At 43.0% G+C, this 24,543-nt stretch carries 25 protein-coding genes and 1 tRNA gene; 16 read left to right on the plus strand and 10 right to left on the minus strand.

Going from position 1 to position 24,543, the window contains the following annotated elements; genetic code table 11:
- Positions 1–30: 30 nt before the first annotated feature.
- From BKM01_RS07720 to BKM01_RS07735, 4 genes are all read left to right on the plus strand, one after another.
- A complete protein-coding gene (locus tag BKM01_RS07720) occupies positions 31–2,223 on the plus strand; it encodes an elongation factor EF-2 (protein ID WP_072359288.1) in 2,193 nt (730 codons plus the stop codon).
- Between the two features lie 112 nt (positions 2,224–2,335).
- Positions 2,336–3,604 (plus strand): translation elongation factor EF-1 subunit alpha, encoded by a 1,269-nt coding sequence (tuf, locus tag BKM01_RS07725; protein ID WP_072359290.1) that lies wholly within the window; start codon positions 2,336–2,338, stop codon positions 3,602–3,604.
- Positions 3,605–3,640: 36 nt separating this feature from the next.
- Complete coding sequence (rpsJ, locus tag BKM01_RS07730; RefSeq protein WP_072359292.1) at positions 3,641–3,952, plus strand: 30S ribosomal protein S10; 312 nt, start codon at positions 3,641–3,643, stop codon at positions 3,950–3,952.
- Positions 3,953–4,066: 114 nt separating this feature from the next.
- Entirely contained in the window at positions 4,067–4,267 is a 201-nt protein-coding gene (locus BKM01_RS07735) for a winged helix-turn-helix domain-containing protein (RefSeq protein WP_072359294.1), read from the plus strand.
- Here the strand turns inward: BKM01_RS07735 and BKM01_RS07740 are convergent, their stop codons facing one another.
- Entirely contained in the window at positions 4,268–5,827 is a 1,560-nt protein-coding gene (locus BKM01_RS07740; RefSeq protein ID WP_072359296.1) for a PAS domain-containing sensor histidine kinase, read from the minus strand.
- Positions 5,828–6,026: 199 nt separating this feature from the next.
- Here BKM01_RS07740 and BKM01_RS07745 point away from each other — a divergent pair.
- Positions 6,027–6,098, plus strand: a tRNA-Arg gene (locus BKM01_RS07745).
- A gap of 20 nt (positions 6,099–6,118) precedes the next feature.
- Here BKM01_RS07745 and BKM01_RS07750 read toward each other — a convergent pair.
- The gene (locus BKM01_RS07750; protein ID WP_072359298.1) at positions 6,119–6,520 is read right to left on the minus strand and encodes a hypothetical protein; all 402 of its coding nucleotides are present in this window, start codon (positions 6,518–6,520) and stop codon (positions 6,119–6,121) included.
- Between the two features lie 541 nt (positions 6,521–7,061).
- On the opposite strand from BKM01_RS07750, the gene BKM01_RS07755 reads away from it, so the two are divergent.
- From BKM01_RS07755 to BKM01_RS07765, 3 genes are read left to right on the plus strand one after another with little or no spacing between them, the layout of a single operon-like run.
- On the plus strand, positions 7,062–8,804 hold the full coding sequence (locus BKM01_RS07755) for a 2-oxoacid:acceptor oxidoreductase subunit alpha (protein ID WP_084006272.1): 1,743 nt from the start codon (positions 7,062–7,064) through the stop codon (positions 8,802–8,804).
- A 1-nt stretch (position 8,805) separates the two neighbouring features.
- Positions 8,806–9,660, plus strand: a complete 855-nt coding sequence (locus BKM01_RS07760) for a 2-oxoacid:ferredoxin oxidoreductase subunit beta (protein WP_072359300.1) — start codon at positions 8,806–8,808, stop codon at positions 9,658–9,660.
- 8 nt (positions 9,661–9,668) lie between these two features.
- Positions 9,669–11,693 carry a thioredoxin domain-containing protein gene (locus BKM01_RS07765; protein WP_072359302.1) on the plus strand — a complete coding sequence of 675 codons (2,025 nt, stop codon included), beginning with the start codon at positions 9,669–9,671 and terminating at the stop codon, positions 11,691–11,693.
- A gap of 4 nt (positions 11,694–11,697) precedes the next feature.
- Here BKM01_RS07765 and BKM01_RS07770 read toward each other — a convergent pair whose 3' ends face one another.
- Both BKM01_RS07770 and BKM01_RS07775 read right to left on the minus strand, forming a co-directional pair.
- Complete coding sequence (locus tag BKM01_RS07770) at positions 11,698–12,315, minus strand: 4Fe-4S binding protein (RefSeq protein WP_072359671.1); 618 nt, start codon at positions 12,313–12,315, stop codon at positions 11,698–11,700.
- 2 nt (positions 12,316–12,317) lie between these two features.
- Complete coding sequence (locus BKM01_RS07775; protein WP_072359304.1) at positions 12,318–12,665, minus strand: helix-turn-helix domain-containing protein; 348 nt, start codon at positions 12,663–12,665, stop codon at positions 12,318–12,320.
- Positions 12,666–12,820: 155 nt separating this feature from the next.
- On the opposite strand from BKM01_RS07775, the gene iorA reads away from it, so the two are divergent.
- From iorA to BKM01_RS07790, 3 genes are read left to right on the plus strand one after another with little or no spacing between them, the layout of a single operon-like run.
- Complete coding sequence (gene iorA / locus BKM01_RS07780; protein ID WP_072359306.1) at positions 12,821–14,626, plus strand: indolepyruvate ferredoxin oxidoreductase subunit alpha; 1,806 nt, start codon at positions 12,821–12,823, stop codon at positions 14,624–14,626.
- Entirely contained in the window at positions 14,623–15,216 is a 594-nt protein-coding gene (locus BKM01_RS07785; RefSeq protein ID WP_072359308.1) for an indolepyruvate oxidoreductase subunit beta, read from the plus strand. The genes iorA and BKM01_RS07785 overlap by 4 nt, the downstream gene beginning before the upstream one ends.
- 10 nt (positions 15,217–15,226) lie before the next feature.
- Positions 15,227–16,075 carry a DNA-3-methyladenine glycosylase family protein gene (locus BKM01_RS07790; protein WP_072359310.1) on the plus strand — a complete coding sequence of 283 codons (849 nt, stop codon included), beginning with the start codon at positions 15,227–15,229 and terminating at the stop codon, positions 16,073–16,075.
- On the opposite strand, the gene cca is transcribed toward BKM01_RS07790, so the two are convergent.
- Positions 16,072–17,409: a CCA tRNA nucleotidyltransferase gene (gene cca / locus BKM01_RS07795; protein WP_072359312.1), complete on the minus strand. Its 1,338-nt coding sequence runs from the start codon at positions 17,407–17,409 to the stop codon at positions 16,072–16,074. The genes BKM01_RS07790 and cca overlap by 4 nt on opposite strands.
- A gap of 262 nt (positions 17,410–17,671) precedes the next feature.
- Here cca and BKM01_RS07800 point away from each other — a divergent pair, with 262 nt between their 5' ends.
- Genes BKM01_RS07800 through BKM01_RS07820 form a run of 5 tightly spaced genes read left to right on the plus strand, consistent with a single transcriptional unit; the run spans position 17,672 to position 19,922 of the window.
- Positions 17,672–18,187 carry a ferritin gene (locus BKM01_RS07800; RefSeq protein WP_072359315.1) on the plus strand — a complete coding sequence of 172 codons (516 nt, stop codon included), beginning with the start codon at positions 17,672–17,674 and terminating at the stop codon, positions 18,185–18,187.
- Positions 18,188–18,208: 21 nt separating this feature from the next.
- Entirely contained in the window at positions 18,209–18,556 is a 348-nt protein-coding gene (locus BKM01_RS07805) for a desulfoferrodoxin family protein (protein WP_072359317.1), read from the plus strand.
- A 14-nt stretch (positions 18,557–18,570) separates the two neighbouring features.
- Positions 18,571–18,930 (plus strand): carboxymuconolactone decarboxylase family protein, encoded by a 360-nt coding sequence (locus tag BKM01_RS07810; RefSeq protein ID WP_072359319.1) that lies wholly within the window; start codon positions 18,571–18,573, stop codon positions 18,928–18,930.
- An 18-nt stretch (positions 18,931–18,948) separates the two neighbouring features.
- Complete coding sequence (locus tag BKM01_RS07815) at positions 18,949–19,629, plus strand: peroxiredoxin (RefSeq protein ID WP_072359321.1); 681 nt, start codon at positions 18,949–18,951, stop codon at positions 19,627–19,629.
- Positions 19,630–19,664: 35 nt separating this feature from the next.
- Positions 19,665–19,922, plus strand: a complete 258-nt coding sequence (locus tag BKM01_RS07820) for a YgaP family membrane protein (protein WP_072359324.1) — start codon at positions 19,665–19,667, stop codon at positions 19,920–19,922.
- Here the strand turns inward: BKM01_RS07820 and ahbC are convergent.
- The 5 genes from ahbC to hisD all read right to left on the minus strand — a co-directional run bounded on the left by ahbC (position 19,889) and on the right by hisD (position 24,527).
- Positions 19,889–21,082 carry a 12,18-didecarboxysiroheme deacetylase gene (gene ahbC, locus BKM01_RS07825; RefSeq protein ID WP_072359673.1) on the minus strand — a complete coding sequence of 398 codons (1,194 nt, stop codon included), beginning with the start codon at positions 21,080–21,082 and terminating at the stop codon, positions 19,889–19,891. The two genes, BKM01_RS07820 and ahbC, sit on opposite strands and share 34 nt — an antisense overlap.
- Positions 21,083–21,095: 13 nt before the next feature.
- On the minus strand, positions 21,096–21,884 hold the full coding sequence (locus BKM01_RS07830; protein WP_072359325.1) for a uroporphyrinogen-III synthase: 789 nt from the start codon (positions 21,882–21,884) through the stop codon (positions 21,096–21,098).
- Between the two features lies 1 nt (position 21,885).
- Positions 21,886–22,650, minus strand: a complete 765-nt coding sequence (gene cobA, locus BKM01_RS07835) for a uroporphyrinogen-III C-methyltransferase (protein ID WP_072359327.1) — start codon at positions 22,648–22,650, stop codon at positions 21,886–21,888.
- Between the two features lie 105 nt (positions 22,651–22,755).
- Positions 22,756–23,154, minus strand: a complete 399-nt coding sequence (locus BKM01_RS07840) for a DUF1699 family protein (protein ID WP_072359329.1) — start codon at positions 23,152–23,154, stop codon at positions 22,756–22,758.
- An 86-nt stretch (positions 23,155–23,240) separates the two neighbouring features.
- Positions 23,241–24,527 (minus strand): histidinol dehydrogenase, encoded by a 1,287-nt coding sequence (gene hisD, locus BKM01_RS07845; protein ID WP_072359331.1) that lies wholly within the window; start codon positions 24,525–24,527, stop codon positions 23,241–23,243.
- Positions 24,528–24,543: the final 16 nt, after the last annotated feature.

The following is a 24,543-nucleotide window of genomic DNA, read 5'->3' on the forward strand; positions in this document are numbered from 1 at the left end:
TTATAGTGAATTACTGCGTAGGTTGTAGTTATGGGACGAAGGAAAAAAATGGTAGAGCGTGTTAAAGCGCTTATGAGTAATCCCGATATGATCCGAAATATCGGTATTGTAGCACACATCGATCATGGTAAAACCACTTTATCAGATAATCTTCTGGCAGGTGCAGGGATGATTTCCCAGGACCTCGCTGGAAGGCAACTTTTCATGGACTCTGATGAGGAAGAACAGGAAAGAGGTATTACCATTGATTCAGCTAACGTTTCAATGGTGCACGAATATGATAACAATGAATACCTCATTAACCTCATAGACACCCCGGGTCACGTTGACTTCGGTGGCGATGTTACACGTGCCATGCGTGCAGTGGATGGTGCTGTTGTTGTAATAGATGCTGTTGAAGGCACAATGCCACAGACTGAGACTGTTCTGAGGCAGGCACTTAAGGAACACGTAAGACCTGTACTTTTCATTAACAAAGTTGATCGCCTGATTAATGAACTTCAGGAAGGCGGACAGGAGATGCAGATGCGTCTCGGGAAGCTTATTGATCTTGTTAACAAACTCATCAAAGGTATGAATGAGGAACGTTATAAGGCCGGCTGGAAAGTCGATGCTGCAGGCGGTACTGTTGCATTCGGTTCAGCTCTTTACAACTGGGCAATCAGTGTTCCAATGATGCAGAAGACCGGTGTAAGTTTCAATGACGTTTATGAATACTGCCGCAATGAAGATATGAAGACACTTGCTGAAAAATGTCCTCTCCATGAAGCAGTCAACGATATGGTAATCAGGCACCTTCCAAGTCCGATCGAGGCACAGGAAGGACGTGTCGGTGCCATCTGGCATGGCGATAAGACTTCTGAAATAGGCAAGTCAATGAAAGATGCCGATGCAAATGGAGATATTGCTTTCATGGTTACCGATATTGCAATGGATCCACATGCAGGTGAAGTTGCTACAGGAAGGCTCTTTAGTGGCTCCTTAACAAGGGGTATGGAAGTTAACGTTTCAGGAACAACCGTCAAAAACAGAATCCAGCAGGTTGGTGTGTTTATGGGTCCTGAAAGGTTGGAAGTGGAAAAGATTCCCGCAGGCAACATTGCTGCTGTAACTGGTCTCAAAGATGCTATCGTAGGTTCTACTGTCACAACCCTGGAAGATATGATGCCATTTGAAAGCATCCAGCATGCAAGTGAACCTGTAGTAACAGTGGCTGTTGAAGCCAAACATATGAAGGATCTTCCAAAATTGGTAGAGGTCTTGCGTCAGGTAGCTAAAGAGGATCCAACTCTTCAAATAAAACTTGACGAAGAAACCGGTGAGCATCTTCTTGCAGGAATGGGTGAGTTACACCTTGAAGTCATAGGTCACAGGATTGAACGTGATAAGGGTGTAGAAATCACTACCACCCCTCCAATCGTTGTTTACCGTGAATCTGTAAAATCTCATGCAGGTCCTGTTGAAGGAAAGTCCCCTAACAGGCATAACAGGTTCTATATCGAGATTGAGCCACTTGACCCTGAAATCATCAAGCTTATCAAGGACGGCGAAATCAACATGAGGATGCCCGAGCTTGAAAGAAGGGAACTGCTTATGAATGCCGGTATGAGCAAGGAAGAGGCCAAAGGCCTTGTGGATATTTATGAAAGCAATATCTTCCTTGACATGACCAAGGGTATTCAGTACCTGAACGAAACAATGGAATTGATTCTTGAAGGTTTCACAGAGGTTATGAAAGAAGGTCCTCTTGCCAGGGAACCATGCATGGGTGTAAAAGTCAAACTCATGGATGCCAAACTTCACGAAGATGCTGTCCACCGTGGTCCTGCACAGGTAATTCCTGCATCAAGACAGGCTATTCAGGCATCAATGCTTCTGGCAGGAGATGTTCTCTTCGAACCGTACCAGAAAGTATTTATCCAGGTGCCACAGGAACAGATGGGCGGCGCAACCAAAGAAATACAGGGTCGCCGTGGAATCATAGTGAATATGACATCTGAAGGTGACACTACAGTGATCGAATCCAAGGCTCCGGTATCAGAGCTTTTCGGTTTTGCAGGTGACATACGTTCTGCAACCGAAGGTCGTGCCATGTGGAGTACTGAATTTGCAGGATTCGACTCTCTGCCTGCCAATATGGTTGCAGAGATTGTGAACGAGATAAGAGAAAGGAAAGGTCTCAAGGCAGGCGTACCACAGCCTGAAGATTTCCTTAGTATGTGAGAAGGGAATTCCCTTCTTACTTTATAATGTCGTTAGAAAGATTTAAACCTATTAACGACTATTACAGACAAAAAACCCTATAATTACATCAAATTAGAAGGAGAATCGATATATGGCAGACAAACCACATATGAACTTAGCAGTTATCGGTCACATCGACCACGGAAAGTCCACTCTTGTCGGTAGGCTTATGTACGAAACCGGTGCTATCCCACAGCACATTATCGACAAATTCAGAGAAGAAGCAAAAGAGAAAGGAAAAGAATCCTTTGCCTTCGCATGGGTGATGGACTCTCTCAAAGAAGAACGTGAGAGGGGTATCACTATTGATATCGCTCACAAGAGGTTTGACACCGACAAGTACTACTTTACAATCGTGGATTGTCCAGGTCACCGTGACTTCGTTAAGAACATGATCACCGGTGCATCCCAGGCAGATGCCGCAGTCCTTGTGGTAGCAGCAACAGACGGTGTAATGGCACAGACAAAGGAACACGTTTTCCTTTCCAGAACCCTCGGTATCAATCAGCTCATTATCGCTGTCAATAAGATGGATGCAACTGACTACAGTGAGGACAAGTACAACCAGGTCAAAAAGGACGTATCCGAACTTCTGGGTATGGTTGGTTTCAAGGCTGCAGATGTCCCATTCATTCCAACTTCTGCCTTTGAAGGTGACAATATATCTAAGAACAGTTCCAACACTCCATGGTACAACGGTCCAACTATCCTCGAGTGCCTGAACAATCTGCAACTTCCAGAAGCTCCAGATGATCTGCCTCTCCGTGTACCTGTACAGGATGCATACACAATTTCCGGTATCGGTACAGTACCTGTAGGTCGTGTAGAAACCGGTGTAATGAAGAAAGGCCAGATGGTCACTTTCATGCCAAGTGGAGCAAGCGGTGAAGTAAAGTCAATTGAGATGCACCACGAAGAAGCAAACGAAGCCAGACCCGGTGACAATATCGGATGGAACGTCAGAGGTGTCGGTAAAGCCGATGTCAGGCGTGGGGATGTCTGTGGTGAATCCAAGAATCCACCAACAGTCGCTGATGAATTCACAGGTCAGGTTGTTGTTCTGCAACATCCATCCGCAGTCACAATCGGTTACACACCTGTATTCCACTGCCACACAACCCAGACTGCCTGTACACTGATGTCCATTGACAAGAAACTGGATCCAAAATCCGGTCAGGTCAAAGAAGAAAACCCAACCTTCATCAAGGCTGGTGACGCAGCAATCATAACAGTCAAGCCAACAAGGCCAATGGTCATTGAACCTGTCAAGGAAATCCCACAGCTCGGAAGGTTCGCTATCCGTGATATGGGTATGACCATCGCTGCCGGTATGTGCATGAGTGTTAAAGAGAAAAAGTAAACACTCAATTTACCCTTTTTAGGGGGAAAATGAATAATGGCACAGAAAGCAAGAATAAGACTGTCGGGAATTGATCCGGTAAATCTGGACGGTGTCTGCGATCAGGTAAAATCCATCGCTGACCGTACAGGAGTAAGTATAGCCGGGCCTGTCCCGCTGCCCACCAAAAAAATGGTGGTACCAGCACGCAAAAGCCCAAGTGGTGACGGAACCGCTTCCTGGGATCACTGGGAAATGCGTGTTCACAAACGCCTGATCGACATAGCTGCAGATGAGCGTGCTCTCAGGCAGCTAATGCGCATTCAGGTGCCCAAGGACATCAATATTGAAATAGTTCTTCAGAATTGAGGGGATTTCCCTCTCCTTCTTTTGTTTTTAATTAATTGTCATTTCTCTGTTAATGTATAGTTTCACACCGTTAATTATATTTATTAAATTTACTTCTTATCCTGAGTGATTTATATGTCAGAAGAAATAAAGGATGAAACCGAAGGTAAGGTCTATAATGCATTAAAAGAAAGCGGCAAACCAATGAGATCTGGTGATGTTGCCGAGGCTACAGATATTGATAAGAAAGTGGTCAGCAACACAATAACCAAACTTAAGAAAAAAGGACTAGTATGTTCCCCTAAAAGGTGCTATTACGCTGCGTCTGAGGAATGATTAACTTTCCCAGCGCATTTCTTTTCTTGGGATTCGTACCATAAAAGTACTTCCCATTGAAGGATGACTTTTCACGGCCACTTTTCCATTGTGCATTTCTGTGAATTTTTTAACCAGTGCAAGTCCAAGTCCTGTGCCCTGGTACTTTCTGGTGCTGGAAGAATCCGCCTGTGTGAAGGGTTCAAAAATCCTGTGAATATCAGTTTCATTGATGCCAATACCTGTGTCGATTACATCGATCTCAAGCTCAAGTGAGCTGAGTGCGGATCTGACAGTGATTGTTTTTCCTTCTGGTGTAAACTTAAAGGCATTATCCACGAGATTATAAATTATTTCCTCAATTTTATCCGTATCTACATACATAATATCTTTTTCATTATCGATGGTGAAATAGACAATTGCCCCTCTTTTGGCTTCCATATTTTTGATTTTTTCCCGGATTTCTTTCATGAAGGGCACAAATTCAACTTTCTGAACCTTCATTTCCATCTTGCAGGTTTCGATTCTTGAAATATCAAGTAGATTATTAATCAGATCAAGCAGGTGACGTCCGTTTTTTGATACGTTTGTCATATATCTTTTCTGTTTATCATTAAGATTTCCATACCTTTCCGTGAGAACAACATCTGTAAATCCAATTACTGAATTTAATGGGGTCCTGAGTTCATGACTCATATTGGCTATGAATTCACTTTTTGTACGGTTGGATGATTCTGCAAGGAGTTTTGCTTTTATCAGGGTTTCCTCTGTTTTTTTCTGGTTGGTTATGTCCTCACCTGCAAGGATTATACCATCTATATTTTCATTTTCATCTGAGAAATATGAGAAATTCCATAAGTAGTTTCTCAGATTTCCCCTGTTATCAAAGAGGCTGAATTCACAGTGTTCTTCATTTATCTTTCCGTCAAGCAGGCTTTTGCATACTTCCCTGATATGATTTTTTTCCTTTTCGGGAACAAAGGTTTCTATAAGATCCCTGCCGTAAATTTCAACCTTTTTCATCCCGGTACATTCGGAGGCTTTCTTGTTAGCCAGACTTATTTTGAGATTCCTGTCTGCTACAAAGATAATTATTCCGGCGACATCAAGATATTTCCGGGCCTTGTCTTTTTCGGATTTTAGTTCTTTCTCAACCTGCTTGAGTTTCTGGATATCGACCATCACTCCGCTTATACCTGCAAGTTCGCATTTATCGAAAATAGGTTTTGAGGATGTGTGTACGTATTTTATATTATCCCATTTGTCAATTATACGGAACATGTAAGGGTTGTGGATTCCTTGGATGGTTCTTTCTATATCCTTCTGTAGGCCGGGTAGGTCCTCGGGGTAAATGTATTGTGTATATGATGTGCCGATGACTTCCTCTACTTTATACCCTGTCATTCTTTCAATTGCCGGGTTAATGTATGTGAAGTCTCCTCTGGTATTTATGGAAAAGATGACTTCGTTTTGATTTTTGACAAATTTGTTGAAAAGATCATCTCTTTTTGAGACTTCTCTTTCCAAATCGAGTATACGTTGCTTTAGTAAATCTATATTTTCTCCGCCAGGTTCTTCCATTTCGCTCTCTGTTATGAAAATACAATCTCTCCTAGAATACAATCTCCCCTAGTCATCACTTCGCCCAAAATGATCCCTCTTGCTCTATCTTCCATATGAGATATTGTGTATGATAATTATTATTCAGATAACATATAAATTCATCTATTTATCAGGATAAACTTTATATCCATCGCTAATCAATAAAAGCGAATCTGGTGGACCTGTAGTGTAGAGGATATCACTTTAGCCTCCGGAGCTTAAAACCCGGGTTCGATTCCCGGCAGGTCCTTAAAAATGAGATGCCTGTTTTTACAGGCCGTACAGTTCACATAGGGCATTCTTTATTTTCTTAAAGAGATGGATCCTGTATACATCTGTATTTTTGATGTCAAATATGACAACTCCCTGAGTATGCCATGAGACGTTTTCAATCAGGCCCAATTCGTCCATTTCATCCACAAAGAATCTGGCCTTGCTGTAATTGAGATTATTTCTCCAGTCCCCAACCTGCATCTTAGATTCGCCACTTTTTTCAAGTTCGAGTTCTTCCAGACCAAACTTGTATATTTCAAACCATTGAATATCTTCCTTGGTGGCTTTTATCCTTCCCTTCTTGGTATCTTCTTTGAGCATTTTGATAACCAGATCTATATCAGAAGGAGTTATCGTGCAATCATTGATTTTATTCAGATAAAGGTCGATTTCTTCCATATTGTTACCTCGTTTTCTTTTTTCTTTATGTGAGGTTTGTATTTTATGCAGTATAAGTATTTCTTAACTCAATCAGGGAAAAGCACATAAATCTTACTGTTTGAAAACCTATTTACTTTCTGGGTATCAATTCTGCTTTTTTACTTTGGTTGTTCATATTATAAATGCAGAATAGATTTTATTTACGACTATCTAATTCTTCATCAGTCACATTATTTTTAGGTCTGAGTATACGGTATGTGTCATAAATCACCTTTGTACAAAGAATGGTGACAATTATTGTTGAAATTATTACTACAATTAAATATAGATTCATATTTCATCACGACTACTTAAACATAATTAATATGATTAGTAGCCTGGTTCCTTTTAATTGTATATATAGAAGATTAAATGGAAGTCTTTAGGGAAACTCAGAATAAACGTGTCTATATAGGGTATTTAGATATTGATTTTGTGTAATTTGAACATGCTATAGATGAAAGTCTCTTTTAACCATCATTATTTATATTTCAGGTTTCAACATTATTACAATGGCTTTTTGCTTAATGGTGTTATTTTAGGGGGAATCATTATCGTCGATATAAACATAAAAATAGGTGGAGAAGCCGGTCAGGGCATCCAAACCATAGGATCGGTTCTTTCAAGGACATTTGTAAGGGATGGTTTCTATGTTTATGGAAATCAGTTCTATCTTTCCAGGGTGCGGGGCGGACACAATTATTTCCACATAAGGGTGAGTGATCACCCTATATATGCACTGGATGAAAAGATAGATGTATTGGTGGCCCTTGACAACCAGACAATTCCTGAGCATATTGAAGAGGTCAAAGAAGGCTTTGTGCTTGCTGATGAATCCATTGTCGGGGACAATGTGAGTGAGAATACAGTATCTGTTCCTTTCACAGAAATCTCAAAGGATGTAAGTGATAAAAAATTATTTTCAAATACCGTTGCTGTAGGAGCTGTATTTGGCCTGCTTTGCTATGATCTTTCAACACTTAAAAAGTTCCTTTCCGAGACTTTCAAAAGGAAAGGTGATGAGGTTGTAGAGAAAAACATAAAGGCAGCACAAGCAGGTTATGATTATGTGATAAATGGTAAATTTGAAGGGATTTGTAACTATAATCTCAACCCACAACCGACTAAAAGGCGGATTTTGATAAATGGTAACGACAGTGTAGGAGTGGGTGCCCTTGCTGCAGGAGTGCAATTCCTTTCGGCTTACCCCATGACCCCTTCAACTGGTGTCATGACCCGTGTGGCAGCACATGCAGATGATTTCAATGCTGTTGTGGAGCAGGCCGAGGATGAGATCGCTGCCATAAATATGGCCATAGGAGCATCCTTTGCAGGGGTGCGTGCCATGACTACTACCTCAGGTGGAGGTTTCTGCCTGATGACAGAAGGACTGGGTCTCTCCGGCATCACTGAGACACCGGTTGTCATCTTTCTGGGCCAGCGTCCCGGGCCTGCTACAGGCCTTCCCACAATGACCGAACAGGGGGACCTTAATTTTGTGCTCCACGCGGCACAGGGTGAATTTCCCCGTTGTGTGCTTGCCCCTCGTACGGCAAAAGATGCCTTCAACCAGACAAGACGGGCATTTGACATAGCTGATAAATACCAGATACCGGTCCTGATATTGAGTGACCAGCATCTTGCAGATGGTCTCTTTACCTATGAGAGGTTTGCTACATCCGACCTGAAGATTAACAGGCATCTTCTGGAAGACCGGTTTGTGGGAAGTGACTACCAGAGATATACAATTACCGAATCAGGTATATCACCGAGGGCTATACCCGGCCAGAACGGTGCACTGGTGGTTGCAGACAGTGATGAACACAACGAAGCAGGTCGTATCGATCAGACTACTGGTAACCGCATTCGTATGAATGAAAAACGTCTGCGCAAGGTAGATGGCCTTACGGATGAAATGCAGATGCCAGTTATTCATGGTATAGACGGAGCAGATATTTCCCTGATAGGCTGGGGATCTACCTATGGTTCTCTTGCAGAGGCAGTTGATATCCTGAATCGTGATGAAGTATCCATAAATTTGATTCATTTTAGTGATATTTATCCATTTTCTCATGATACTGTCAGTTTACTGGATGGGCTGAACACCACTATATGTGTGGAAAATAATGCAACAGGCCAGTTTGCACGCCTGTTGCGGGCTGAATTAGGATTTGAAGTTTCCAAAAAGATGTTAAGATATGATGGCTTGCCCTTTACACCACAATCGGTTATAAGGGAGCTTAAAGGAATGGGGGTGATCTGAAATGGTAACAATGGACGATTATAAAGACGGTGAAACGGAATGGTGTCCCGGGTGTGGTAATTTCAACATACTTGAGGCTGTGAAACGCTCTCTTGTGGACCTTGGTAAAAAGCCCCACGAAGTTTTGATGGTATCAGGAATCGGCCAGTCGGGTAAATTACCTCATTACCTGAAATGCAATACATTCAACAGCCTTCATGGCAGGACCCTGCCTCCGGCTACTGGAGCAAAAGTTGCCAATCCTGTACTCACTGTGATTGCTGTAGGTGGGGACGGTGACTCCTATGGTGAGGGAGGAAACCACTTCATACATGCCATACGCCGCAATCCCGATATTACTTTGATAGCACATGACAATCAGATATACGGTTTGACCAAAGGCCAGGCTTCCCCTACAAGTGAATTGGGCATGAAGACCAAGGTGCAGACGCATGGTGTTCTACATACCCCTTTCAATCCTCTCGCAGTTGCTATCTCCCTGGATTGTCCCTTCGTTGCACGAGGATTTGCCGGTGATGTCGATCATCTTTCATCATTGCTCTCACAGGCGATTTCCCACAAGGGATTTTCCCTTGTGGATGTTCTTCAGCCTTGTGTTACCTTCAATAAACTCAATACATACAAGTGGTATCATGACCGAGTTTACAAAATGGAAGATGATGGGCATGATCCTGCAAACAGGATGGCAGCCTTTGAGAAAGCTCTTGAATGGGGTGACCGGATTCCCACAGGTGTGTTCTATAAGCGGGATTCAGAGCCATTCGAGTCCAAACTGGATGTACTGAAAAGCGGGCCACTTATAGCAAAACAATACGATTCCGCAAAGCTGGACCGTGTGTTTGAGAATTTTTCCTGAGGGTAATCATGAGTTCCAATACCAACAGACTTGCCCGGGAAAGCAGTCCCTACCTGAGACAACATTCCACAAATCCTGTTGATTGGTATCCATGGTCAGAAGAAGCTTTTGAGCAGGCAAGAAGGAAAAATCTCCCGGTCTTTCTTTCCATTGGTTATTCAACATGTCACTGGTGTCATATAATGGCAGAGGAATCCTTTGAAGATGCACAAATTGCCAATCTTTTGAATTCCAATTTCATACCTGTAAAAGTAGACAGGGAAGAGAGGCCGGATGTCGATGAGTTCTACATGGAAGTCTGTCAGGCAATGAACGGAAGTGGTGGCTGGCCTCTGACCATAATTATGACGCCTGAAAAAAAGCCTTTTTTTGCAGCCACTTATATTCCAAAAGAAGCGGCAATGGGGCAGATGGGCTTATCCGATCTGTTGATGCAGGTTACAAATATCTGGGAATATAAAAGGGATGAGATAAGACAGCAAGCGTCTCAGCTGGTTTCAGAAATCAATAATATACCTGCCGGAAAGGAGCCTGTATCCCTGTCTATTCTGGAGGATGCTTTTTCCGCCCTTTTAGGTATGTTTGACTGGAGAAATGGAGGTTTTGGCCCGGCTCCTAAATTCCCTTCTCCTTCGATTCTTATCTTTTTGCTCAATCGCTGGAAAACGGATGAAAGGCCTCAGACCCTCAAGATGATAGAAAACACCCTGTCTTCAATGGCAGATGGTGGAATTTACGATCATCTGGGTGGAGGTTTCCATCGCTATTCTACAGATGCCAGCTGGAATATTCCCCATTTCGAGAAAATGCTCTATGACCAGGCAATGCTTGTGGTTGTTTATCTCATGGCTTATCAGGCAACAGGGAATGTGCATTACAGGGCTGTGGCTGATTCAACAATTTCCTATATGGGGACAGTACTTCATCATCCAGAAGGTGGATTCTATTGTGGGGAAGACGCTGACAGCGAAGGTCAGGAAGGTTTATTCTATCTATGGTCCAGAGGCCAAATCGAAGACCCTGTTGGGAAAGAGAATAGTGATTTTTTCCTGCATTTCTATGATATTATTCCTCTGGAAAGCGAATCTGAAAATGCAGGAGTATTGCGCCGGAATGAATATGATATAAATGAAACTTCAAATGCAAAATTAAAAGAAATAAAAGCACACCTTTTATCCCTTCGTAGTGAAAGGATAAGGCCGTCTCTTGATAATAAGATTCTTACAGACTGGAACGGATTTGCAATAGCTGCTCTTTCAATGGCTTCCAGGATTTGCGGGGATATTTCGGCTCTCGAGAAAGCCAAAGAAGCTGCTTCGTTTATTTTCTCCTGCATGCGCAGAGATGATGGAAGGCTTTATCACCGTTTCCATGAAGGCAATTCTGGAATTGATGGATTTCTGGATGATTATGCTTTTCTGGCATGGGGTTTGATCGAACTTTATGAAGCTACATTTGAGACAAAATATCTGGACACAGCAATTGAAATTGTGGATATGATGGTTGACATGTTCTATGACGCAGAGCAGGGTGGATTTTTCTTCTCTGCATCAGATGTATCTGACATCCCTCACAGGACAAAAAAAGTCTTTGATGGCCCCTATCCAAGCGGGAATTCAGTGGCTGTATACAATCTCTTCTGGTTATTCCATATTACCGGCAATGTGCGCTACCGTGAGTTAGGCCGGGAAACCCTGTCGGCTTTTGGTGGAATGCTGAAGCGTTCTCCACCGGCCTATAGTTATATGTTAACCGGTCTTATGCTTGGAGTAGAGTCCAACCTTGTGGTAATAGTTACAGATTCTGGTAAAATCGGATTTAAGGAAATGATGGATGTTGTAAGGAAAAATTATCTTCCCAAAACAATATTGTTATTGAAAAACCCCGAATCTGCCAGAGATCTGGCCAGGATTGCTCCTTATACACTTGATATGGATGTAAAAGAAGGGAGAACTACAGCTTATGTCTGCAAGGGACAAAGCTGCACTCCTCCGGTCAACGACCCCCGGGAATTGGAAAGCCTGTTGTTTTGATTGCTTAAAAGTACAGGGCATCTTTTGGACAGGCTTCTACACACCGGCCACATTTTATGCAGTCGGGATTATTGCCTATATCCCTGACCGTCAGTTCCATAGGGCAAACTTTTTCGCATTTCTTGCAATCTATACAAAGTTCATGTGCCATTTTAAGCTGGTAGCGGTTTCCTCCGATTATTCTTTGTGCAGTTCCCATCGGGCATACCGTACACCAGGCCCTGGAATTGTAAAATCCTCCCAGCATAATTGCCAGTGTAGTTGTTACAATACACATTGACACTAGTACGACTCCGATTTTTTCGAACATATTCTGTGTGGCAAATATCACTGATATCCTGTATATCATTACTGTCATCATAAGTACCAAGAGAGGGATTCGCACCCAGAAACTTTTGAGGATATTAGGTATATCCTGTTTTCTTGATACTTTACTGAGTACGAAATCATACAGGCTTCCGCGCGGACATAGGTTGCCGCAGAACCAGCGTCCTCTTAATACAGATGTAGCCAACAGGGTGATCATTACAACTGCCATCAGATATCCAAGATAAGGATACCACAATCCACCCAATGAGACTACCAGGACAAGCAGCCACAGATAACGTGTAATCTTCATCATTTTTACCATGCTTCCAATTCTTTATCGACTTTGTTTACCCACTTATGTACAATTTGCATAATAATTTCCTTTATTTCGTTTTTTTCCTTCAGTTTATAGATATAGGTGTATCCTCCACGATCCAGGTTTGTTTGGGACTTGGTAAGGATTTCTTTTTCATGTAATTTTTTAACGGATCTCTGAACAGTTGAAAGGTCAAGACCGGTATCATTGGCTATATCTTCGGTATTTACCCATTTTTCCGGAGTATCAAAGAATAACCCGATGACCTTCATATCGGCTCTTGTAAGGTTCAGGGCACATTTGATGACATCGTTTAAACGGAATTCTTTGCAGGCAAAGTCTATCATTCCAATACCTCTTTTAATTTACAGTACTGTTTATAAACCACAGCATATATAAACGCTTTTAACAACTGCTTTATATTGCCAAAAATCAGCAGTACTCATGGTATTACGAGATATATTTATCAATAATGTATATTATGAATTAGCAGGCGATTACCATGAGCGGTCGTGAATATATGCTAGGCAACGTTGCCATTGCCCGCGGTATTGTAGAAGGGGCTGTGGACGTTGTGTCCGGTTACCCAGGGACCCCTTCTTCTGAAATAGTGGATACTCTGGCTTCTATGAAAGAAAGGGACTTCTATATTGAATGGTCCGTAAATGAAAAGGTTGCAATGGAAGTGGCTTCCGGTGCCTCTATGGCAGGAGCTCGTTCCGTGGTTACCATGAAACACGTAGGTCTGAATGTAGCTGCTGATCCTCTGATGACTCTGGCATATATGGGTGTCAAGGGAGGCATGGTTATTATAGTGGCCGATGACCCTTCCTGCCACTCTTCCCAGAATGAGCAGGATACCCGCAGGTATTCCGTGTTCTCACAGATTCCCTGCCTCGAGCCATCAACCCCCCAGCAGGCCAAGGACATGATTCCTTATGCCTTTGAATTATCTGAAAAATATGAAATACCGGTAATCTTTCGCTCCACAACACGTATATCCCACGGGAAGTCGGATATAGAACTGGCTCCAGTCAGTCAGAAGACAGGTGAAATTAAATTTGAAAAGAATCCTGACCGCTGGGTAATGGTTCCTAAAAATGCGAGGGTACGACATCCTCACCTGCTCTCGATTCAGCAGGACATTCGCGGCGAGCTTGAAGTTTCCGGCTGGAATGAACTTTCCATAGAAGCAGAAAGTACTGTTGGTATCATTGCTTGTGGAACAGCTGCGGTTTATGCAAAAGAAGCGCTTGAAAGGCTTGGTATTACTGCTTCTTTCTTGAAGATAGGGACGTATCCAATTCCAGAAGACAGTGTTCGTCAACTTCTCGCGAAAACAGAACAGGTAATTGTGATAGAGGAACTTGAACCTGTTATTGAGGATCAGTGCAAGGTAATTGCAAGAGATGTAGAGTTTGAAACTGAAATCTTTGGCAAAGCAGATGGCCTTCTTCCCCGTACAGGTGAATTCAATGTTGATATTTGCATGGAGGGAATTGCTAAAGCCTTTGGAATTGATTCATGTGAATGTAAACCTGCAAACCAGGATATGGAACTGCCTGTAAGACCGCCTGCAATGTGTGCGGGTTGTTCCCACAGGGGTACTTTCCATGTCATGAAAAAAGTATTTGGTGAAGATGCGGTATTTCCCAGTGACATTGGCTGTTATACTCTCGGTATTCAGCACGGGACGGTGGATACCACTCTCTGCATGGGGGCCAGTATCAGTGTTGCTTCGGGAATCTATGATGCCGGTGAGAAAAAACCCATATGCTGTACAATCGGTGATTCTACCTTTTTCCACACCGGGATTAACAGTTTAATGAATGCTATCTACAATAAATCTGATATCACTGTACTGATACTTGATAACAGGACTACGGCAATGACCGGTCACCAGCCCAATCCGGGTATGGGTAAGACAGCAACCCGTGAACCAACCGTGGAGGTTGCGTTTGATAGATTGTGCAGTGCAATGGGTGCTGAATTCGTGGAAGTGGTTGATCCCTACGACATGGCCGCCACAGAGGATGTACTTGAGAGAGCAAAAGCCTATAAAGGGGTTTCAGTTGTGATAGCCAAACGTGCCTGTGTTATATCTGCAGCAAGGGAAGGTATAAGATACACTCCGTTCATGGTTGATACAGATCTCTGTAAAGGTTGCCGGAAATGCTTGAAATTTGGCTGTCCTGCAATTGAATTTGATGAGGTGTCCAAAAAAGCCTCCATAAATTCGATGTGCAGTGGTTGTGGATTGTGTATTGAAATATGCACTTTCAATGCTATCATGGAGGTGAAAAAATGACTTCCGATTTATCAAACTTTGATCTTGTGATAGCCGGTGTGGGAGGTCAGGGTGCTGTCAAGGTTTCCGATATAATAGGCAAGGCAGCGGTTTCTGAAGGGATGGATGTCCGGGCAGCAGAAACCCACGGCATGGCTCAGCGTGGTGGTTCTGTTGTGAACTATGTGAGACTTGGTTGTGACCTGGGTTCTCTTATACCCTGTGGCAGTGCGCACGGTATGCTGGCACTGGAGCCTGTAGAGGCAATGCGCTACATTCATGATGTTGCAAAGGACGGGATAGTTGTGATGAATAACTCTCCGATTTATCCGGTTACCGTTACATCGGGACAATGTACCTACCCTGATCCACAGGAAATAGTTACCAGACTTGAGAAAGATTACAGGGTTGTGGCCTTTGATGCTGTAGCCCTTGCCAGACAGGCCGGGAATATAAAAACCCTGAATGTCGTGATGCTCGGGGCAATTTCCTCTTATCTCCCTATCCCAGAAGAAACTCTGGTGGAATGTATAAGAAATATGGTACCCCCTAAGACCATTGATACCAACCTGAAGGCATTCAGGCTGGGCAGGGAAACAACAAGACAGTAACAACACTATCATGTACAATATACCGGTTTCGTGCTTTGACCTTGACCACACTCTGGATTGTGGTCAGGTATTTCGCTGGTCAAAAGAAGATGACTGGTGGCACGGTGTGATACAGGGAGATTATGTACATGCCTTCTATGAACAGGAGGCGGAGACTCTTTACATTGATTCCCGTCTCCCTGTTGAGTTTTTTGTAAAATACTTCAGGCTGGACGATGACCTGCCCTACATATTTTCTTCAATCGATCATGATTCCTATGTACACGAAGCAATATCAAAATACAGGGGATTGCGCCTGATTAGGCAGGATCCCTGGGAATGCCTTGTATCTTATATGATAGCAACTGCTTCGAATATTCCCCGTATAATGAAATCCATCGAGAAACTGTCCCGGCTGCTGGGGGAAGAAATTGTAGATGGAATTTATGCCTTTCCTGAAATATCTGCCCTGGCAGCTTGTTGTGGTGAGGATCTTTGTGACTGCAGTCTGGGTTTCAGGGCACGCCGACTTGTCAAAGCTGCCAGGATGATAGAATCAGGGGAGTTAGATCTGTACGGGCTGTATGATATGGATTATTTTCAGGCCAAACAGCAATTGATGAATATAGAAGGCATTGGAGATAAGGTGGCTGATTGTATCCTCCTTTTTTCCTATGGAAAAATGGAAGCTTTTCCCGTAGATACCCATGTTGATAAGGTCATCAGAAATTATTATTCCGATAGTTTTGAAGGACCTTATACCAAACCCAGAATGGCTGAATGGGCACGATCCTATTTTGGACATTACTGTGGTTATGCACAACAGTATCTTTTCTATCAGCACAGGCTTGAAGGGAAACTGGGTAGTGGAATGGATTAAAGGAATTCATTGAGTAAAGTCCGGTAGTCGGTATCCTTTATTTGCAGGATATTTTTCCCGGACAGGATTTCATACTCGTCTTTAAGGCTCTTTGAAACCTGTTTTCCCAGAGAACAGTTGTGAATTTCATTTTCAAGTAATGAAGAGGCAGTTGTATATTTGCGTGGGATTTCAGCTACATATTTCCCGTCTTCTATGTAGAATGCAAACACATCTGTTCTGTCGGTGTATTTCTCCCTGAACATTTCAGCATGTTGCTTAACCCATACTGGAGGACCCCTGTGTTTTTTGACCGTTGCAATCTGGGAATTTTCAAGTTCAATGATAAGTACGACATCCTTGCCTACCCATATACCACTTTTAATGAGTTGAAAGTCCTGTTTTTCAAGTAATGCTTCCACTGACTTTTGCATTTTGAAAAGCTGGGGATACAATATATCTTCTACAACTTCAGGAGTATTGAACTTCAGCGCAATTATGGAGCTTGTTCTTTTATTCATTCTCTGGATTATTTCTCCATCAGATAGCGGGGCTGCAATCTTCCTTGAAAAGTAGGATTCCCTTGGCTCTTCGAGGTATTGGCGGCAGAGATCAATGAAAAGGCAAAACTTATCAAGTGATAGAGCAGCGGCTACGTTTCTTCCTGCATCTGTGGGGTCAACCACCTGAAGAGGCTCGCTAAATTCCTTTGTAGGCTTCAGGAACTCTATTTTCTGATTCGGCTCCCATACTGATGCGGCTTCAAGCACGTTTTTGAAAGAGCCATAATGGATTATGAGCAGTTCAGTAAGATAGCCTGAGAAACCCCGGGTTTTCAGTTCTGAGCCATATGTTCCTCCGGCTTTCATGAACTGTTTGAGTAAAAGCACGTCATCCTCAAGGCCTTTGATCCTCTCTTTTATGAAACGGTTGTGAAAAGGCGTCCTGTCAACAGCTGAGATTATTCTGGAAGCATCGGTTACACGGTAGCAGGGGACGATATCTACATCAAAGCCGGCATAGTTCATTTTGGTGTAGGGGTGTTCTGCATAACCTTCCTCCCAGGATTGCCCTTCTTTTGCGAGTTCGTGGCCTATGAACAAACCATACTCTTCAAGTTTTTCCCGTGGAAGGGATGGGTCATAACTTATGAATATATCAAGATCATGTGTGCCGGTGATCCATGTATTGCGAGCAGCTGAGCCTACCAGCTGGACCTTCACATCGGTAATACTTTCTTTTTTGGCTATCTGGATCGCTCTTCTCATAAGATAACCGGCAGTTTTTTCCAGTTTTTCTTTTTCTTCCAATGAAGGTTTGATACGTTCCAGTACCTTTTGTTCAAGAGGCAGCATGTAAATCCTTTTGAGTTCTGTGTTTTTTAGTTATGTTATGTATGGCTTTTTGCAGCTGTTTTTTACTATATATTCTTTGAAGCTATATACTGTTTCTTTTATTGTTATTTTATAATATAAATAAACATAAAACTGTCTAACGATAAAAATTTATAGTTATCGATCTTCTCTTCTATGGATAACGGGAGTTTTACAGATGGAAAACTTGTGGGTGCAGTTTTAACTGTCGTTGTCTTTTTTGAGTTGATATTTGGAGGAAAATATGTTAAGTGAAAAGATGACCGATGCGCTGAACGAGCAAATTAACAGGGAAATGTACTCTGCTTATCTTTACATGGCAATGTCAGCTGCAAGTTCTTATAAAGGACTTGACGGCTTTTCTAACTGGTTCATGGTACAGTATCAGGAAGAAATGACTCATGCCATGCGCATATATGATTACTTGAATGAACAGGGAGCGCAGGTACAGCTTAAGGCAATAGAGCAGCCACCAATGGAATTTGGCACTCCTCTTGAGATGTTCAAAGCTACCCTTGAACATGAGCAGTTCATCACAAGATCAATAAATGAACTGGTCACTCTTGCAAATGAAGAGAAGGATTATGCAACAAACATATTCCTGCAGTGGTTTGTCACCGAACAGGTTGAGGAAGAAGGAAATGATAATGAGATAATCAGCAAACTCCAACTTGCCGGTGAAGAAGGCAACGGTCTGTTCATGATTGACAAGGAACTCGGGGCAAGGGCCTTTACCCCGCCTGCACAGGAAGGACAATAATCAGTTAAAGGAGGATTTGATATGGATATTGAAGAATTAATTAAAGGAAAAGTATCGGAAGGCAAAGAGAAACATGTACCCGATATTTCAATCGGCAAATCCCATGGTTCAGATGTGGAAGACCTTGTGACAGTCCATGTGGGAAAGGAAGTTGCCCATCCCAATACGATTGAGCATCATATTGTATGGCTTGAGTTGTATGGTGTGAAAGAGAACGGGCAGGTAGTGGACCTTGGACGTGCAGAGTTTGGCCCCTCTTTTACCGACCCTCTTGCAAGGTTTAAATTAAATGTTGCCGACTTCAAGGCTGTTTTCGCTATGTCCTACTGCAATGTGCATGGCCTGTGGCAGAACCTTATCGAACTCTGAGGATTGGTAAATTCATGGGCACAAATGCAGATGATGTAAAAGAAATCAAGGGTTTCCTTCCAAGGTCCATAAGGTATGCCCAGGACATAAATGAAGACTTCTCTGAAGCTCTTGCGTCCTTTTATACTGCTGTTTGGGAAGACAGGGAAGATGGGCTCTCCATGAAGGAGAAACACCTTCTTGTCTTTTCCATTGCCTGTTCCAATAATAACAGTGAAAGTGCAGTGAAAATTCTTGAAAGACTCAAGAAATTTGGGGCAACCCGTACTGAGATCACGGATTGTATGATGATCGCTGCCTGGACAGGTGGTATTCAGAATTTCACTGATTTCAGCAGGCAGGTATTAAAGCAGATGGATAAATTGGAATTTTGAAATAAGTGGGGATTAATTATGGAAGAAACAGAATCAACAAAAATGCCTCTTATAGGCGATGAAGCACCGAGTTTTAAAGCAACAACTACACAGGGAGAAATAAACTTCCCTAAAGATTACAAAGGCAAATGGGTAGTCCTGTTCAGCCATCCGGCAGATTTTACACCGGTATGTACTACCGAATTCATGACCTTTGCTACAATGGAGGATGAATTCAGGGAATTGAATACCGAACTCATCGGACTTTCCATTGACGGTATCCATGCACATATTGCCTGGCTTCGTACCATTAAAGAGAAAATCGAATACAAGGGTATGAAAGATGTAGAGGTCAATTTCCCTGTAATTGCGGATATCAAGATGGAAGTGGCGAAGAAATTCGGTATGGTCCAACCGGGTGCATCGGATACTCAGGCCGTACGTGCAGTATTCATTATCGACCCGAAGAACAAGGTGCGTGCAATCCTCTACTACCCACTCAGTAACGGACGGAACATGGATGAAGTCAAGAGACTTGTTATTGCCATGCAGAAATCCGATGCCGAACAGATTGCCACTCCGGCAAACTGGCAACCCGGTGATGACGTGATCATTCCACCACCTGGTTCATGTGGTATGGCAAAGGAGAGGGTCGAGACCAAAGAAGACGATAAGTATTGTCTCGACTGGTTCATTTGCTTTAAAAAGGATAAGAAGTAAGCAGGCATAGTCCTGCTTTCCTTTATAGGTAGCCTATGACTTTCAAAGATATATTGCTCGAGGAAAATGTTGGCGGATTTGACCTTTTCCTAAGAGCTCTTATAGGTTCGGTGGCAACGATTGCCCTGGCAATGGACCTGGTAGAAACTTATCCATGGAACTGGCTGGTTGCACTCGTGGCTTTGGCCGGACTATTTACGGCAATGACAAGGCACTGTACGCCCTACCATTATCTGGGTATCAATACCGCAAAAAATAATTATTCCAGCCCGATCTCTTCATCTGTAAGATAACATGCCGGGTCATCTGCCCAGACATTGCCATAAACAGCTTCTGCACGTACACGGAAATTTCCGTTACAGATATCCAGCCACTTGCACTGGCCACATCTTTTTGCATGTTCTTTTAATAGTGGTTTGCGATCTTTCAGGCCTGCAAGTAAACTGTCGCTGAGATCTGTCCATATCTCGCTGAAAGGTCTTTCCCTGATATTCCCGATATTATAGTGGCGCCAGAACTGATCGGGGTGGACTGTTCCATCCCAGGAAACACAACCAATTCCTACACCGGTGGAATTACCTCCGTTCATTTTCATAAGATCGAGGACCTCGGTTGCACGTTCGGGTTCTTCGTCCTTTAATTTCATGTAGAGGTAGGGGGCATCACAATGATTGTCCACGGTGAGTACCTCTGGTTTAATTCCCTTTTCATAAAGCTGTTTTGTACGATCCATAATCAAATCTACGGTTTCCCGGCTTTCTTCATGTGCCAGGTCCTGTTTTATGAGGTCGCTGCCTCTGCCTGCATACACCAGATGATAGAAACAAATACGTGGAATTCCTTCTTCTTCCAGCAGGTCGAATATTGCAGGGATTTCCCGGAAATTACTCTTATTAATTGTAAAACGCAGGCCAACCTTGATTCCTGCTTTCATGCAGTTGTGGACACCTTCAAGTGCTTTTTTGAAAGCCCCCTGTTGTCCCCGGAACCTGTCATTTGTCTCTTCTGTGCCGTCAATGGATATTCCAACATAGGACAGGCCGATTTCCTTTAGTTTTTTTGCCATGTCCATATCTATTAGTGTACCATTTGTGGAAATTACTGCTCTTAGGCCTTTTGAGACTGCATACTCGGCCAATTCAGGCAGGTCTTTCCTTACAAGAGGTTCCCCTCCGGAAAAAAGTATGACAGGCGTTTTGAATTCTGCCAGGTCATCGATGAGTCTTTTTCCTTCTTCTGTGGATAGTTCTCCCTCAAAATCCTTATCGTCTGCCTGGGCATAACAGTGAATGCATTTGAGGTTACATTTGCGGGTTATATTCCATACTACAACAGGCTTCTTGTCCTTTGAGAACTGGAGTAGGTGGGAAGGCAACCTGGAGGAGTGTCTTCCATATCTCAGGGCATCCGATGGCTCAACAGTTCCGCAATAAAGCTTTGAAATACCGATCATTTCTAAACCTTCTTTAGTCAAAGTATTCTTCTTTAATGGTCTTTAGCATTTCATCGAAGGTGTACTTGCAGGGTTTTATAGTTGTTTCCACACCATATTCCTGGATGGTATTTGCCGTAGGAGTGCCAATTGCAGCCACTATAGACTTTTTCATTACTTCCTTTATCTTATCGGTTTTTCCCATTTCTTCTGCCAGGCTGAAAAAATTGCGTACCATCATGGAACTTGTGAAGGCAAAAATAGCAATATCCCCTGCTGCCGCTCTTTTGATAAGTTCCCTCTGCTTGTTTCCTTCGGGACGCACGAGTGTATATACCTGTGTTTCCAGAACTGATGCACCACACTTTTCAAGTCCTTCTATAAGCAGGATTGAACCATAGGCACTGCGTGCGGTATCCACTATCTTTCCTTTAACATCAGGACACAGATATTCAACCAATCCTTCTGAGCTGTAGACTCCTGGTACACCAAGAACTCCAATATCAAGTTCTTCCAGTCTTTTTTTGGTATTTGGGCCTATGGCTATTACTTTTGTCCTGTTCAGGGCATTGATGAATTCATTCCTGTCATCTACCTTGTCCAGGGTATAGTCGATACCATTGGCACTGGTAAATATCACATAATCGCTTTTTCCAGAAAGTACATGGTCTGTGAATGTATCGAACATGTCGTCTTTCATATCAGTGAGTTCGATCATTGGTGCCTCGAACACCTCATATCCCATGGATTGTGCCATCTCACGGGATTTTGCAAGGTAATTGCGAGGCCTCATTATTGCTATGGTATTCTTTTTTTTATCCATATTATCCCCATAAGACCTTTTGCATACCCAGGATATCATGTACGGAAACCACATCACCCACAACTGTTATTGCAGGGGCCTTTACATCGGCTTCCTTTGCTTTTTCTGCTATGTTCTCAATATTTCCTGTGGTGATCCTCTGATCGGGTCGGGTTCCTTTTTCGATAATTGCTACCGGAGTTGTCGGGGGCTTGCCATATTTTTTCAGTGCGTTCATGTTCTGCTCCAGCCTTTTCACCCCCATAAAAATGACCAGGGTCCCGGGGAATCGGGCCAGGTTTTCCCAATCAAGGCCGGTTTCCTTTTTGGTCGGGTCTTCATGGCCGGTGATGAATGTAACCATCGATGCATGGTCCCTGTGGGTTACAGGGATTCCGGCATAAGCAGGTACTGCAATTGCAGAGGTGATACCTGGTACAACCTCAAAATCGATTCCTGCCTGCACAAGTTTTTCAGCCTCTTCGCCGCCCCTGCCGAACATATAGGGGTCCCCTCCCTTTAATCGAACGACACTTGTTCCTTCTTCTGCCTTTTTCACTATCAGATCGTTGATTTCTGTCTGGGTTAGTTTATGGTTGCCTGCATATTTTCCTGCATCAATTTTTTCTGCCGCTTCAGGCATGCTCTGCAGGATTGCTTCTCCTGGCAACTGGTCATAGACGATGACCTCTGCTTTGTCTATCAACTTTCTTGCTTTTATTGTGAGCAGTTCCGGATCTCCGGGGCCGGACCCAACAAGATATACTTTCCCGTATCCGCTATTCATGATATTAATCCTCTATTGACGTGTTTGAGGAAATAAGGATTTGATTGGTTAAAAAGGTTATATGTACCGGATAGGAATTGGAGGGAAAAAAAGTGAAAAATATACTCATTGATTATCGAGTATATATAATAAAATGTCCTTGTTGAGTTTTCCCTCTCTTTCTATCTTTCTGGCAACTTCTTCGTCTGACATGCCCTCAGATTTCAATTCCTTTATCCTTTCATTAACAGAAGGTGAGATACTGTAATATTCATTTATGTCTTTCCGGTGTCCCCACACATCTCCTTCTATAAGTCTGATTCCTTCCATCTCAAGGAACATCTCAATGGATTTTGATACAGTTTTCCTGTAAGATGAAGGTATCTGGATCACTTCCACATTCTTACATCTTTTAACGAGATCAAATATGTCCTTATTGGACGGACGGAAAGCCAGATGAATCACTCTTTCCCCTTCATCGAGTGTTTCAATTTCTTTCCTTTTGCTGACAACTCTGATTTTCATGATTCCACTCCTGATATCAAGCTCGATGTACAACTCAATAAATTATTATTAAGTCTGACCTCTTAAATAATTATCGAGTGAGAGGATCATTCATTTTTCTTCAAACGCAACCTTACGGCATCAGCATGAGCGTACAACCCTTCTTCTTCTGCAAGTGTGATTATTGTATCACTCAGGGATTGCAAGCCTTTCCTGTCCAGCTGCTGTATTGTGGAATATTTCAGGAAATGATTGATGTTTAATCCTGAGTAGAGTCTTGTATATCCGGCTGTAGGGAGAACATGATTTGTTCCTGAAGCATAGTCACCGGTTGAAACGGGAGCATATTTTCCCATGAAAATCGATCCGGCACTATCAATCCTGTCCAGGACTGTATCATCATCTGCTGTCACTATCTCAAGATGTTCGGGTCCGAAACGATTGGATAATTCAATACACTCATCAAGGGAAGTACCTATAAGGATGGCCGCATTTTGAAGGGCTTCTTTCACTATTTCTGACCTGGGTGTAGTATCTGCAAGTTCCCCTAAGCGTTGTTGCGTATTCGCTGCAATTTCCTCAGAGGTAGTGGTTAATACACAGATTGCATTGGGGTCATGTTCGGCCTGTGCCAGCATGTCAGATGCGATAAAATCCGGGTCTGCAGTTTCATCTGCAATTATCAGGATCTCACTGGGCCCTGCCGGGAAATCTATCTCTGCATGTGTGCGGATAAGCATCTTTGCCGTAGTCACAAATACATTTCCCGGCCCCACAATCTTGTCTACGGGTTTAACGCTTTCAGTTCCATAGGCAAGAGCTGCGACAGCCTGCACGCCCCCTAGTCTGTATATCCTGTCAGCACCAGCGACCTTTGCAGCTGCAAGTGTCAGGGGATTCACATTTCCATCGGGCCCGGGAGGAGTACACATGGCTACGTCCTTCACTCCTGCAACTTTGGCCGGGATTATTGTCATAAGGGCTGTTGAAGGGTATGATGCTCTTCCTCCGGGCACATATGCACCTACGGATCTTAAGGGTACTGTTTTCTGACCGGCTTTAACTCCCGGGGAAATTTCTACAAACCATTTGTCCCGGGGTAATTGTGCTTCATGGAATTTCCTGATGTTAGATGCAGCTTTATCCAGATGTTTCAGCAAAGATGGATCTATTTTTGTCATTGCTTCATTAATTTCGTCTTCATTTACTTCGATAGCACCAATTCGGGCTTTGTCAAATTTTTCAGTATAATGACGCAGGGCATTATCCCCATCCTTTTTTACATCCTCAAGGATTATTTCAACTGCATCCCTTACAGCCATCAGGTCTGATGCCCTTTCTATAAGACTATCCAATTCACCATTGGTGAGGTCTTTAATTTTTTTATAAAGCATGGGGTAAGTCTCCGTA

Source organism: Methanohalophilus portucalensis (assembly GCF_002761295.1).
Classification (GTDB): domain Archaea; phylum Halobacteriota; class Methanosarcinia; order Methanosarcinales; family Methanosarcinaceae; genus Methanohalophilus; species Methanohalophilus portucalensis.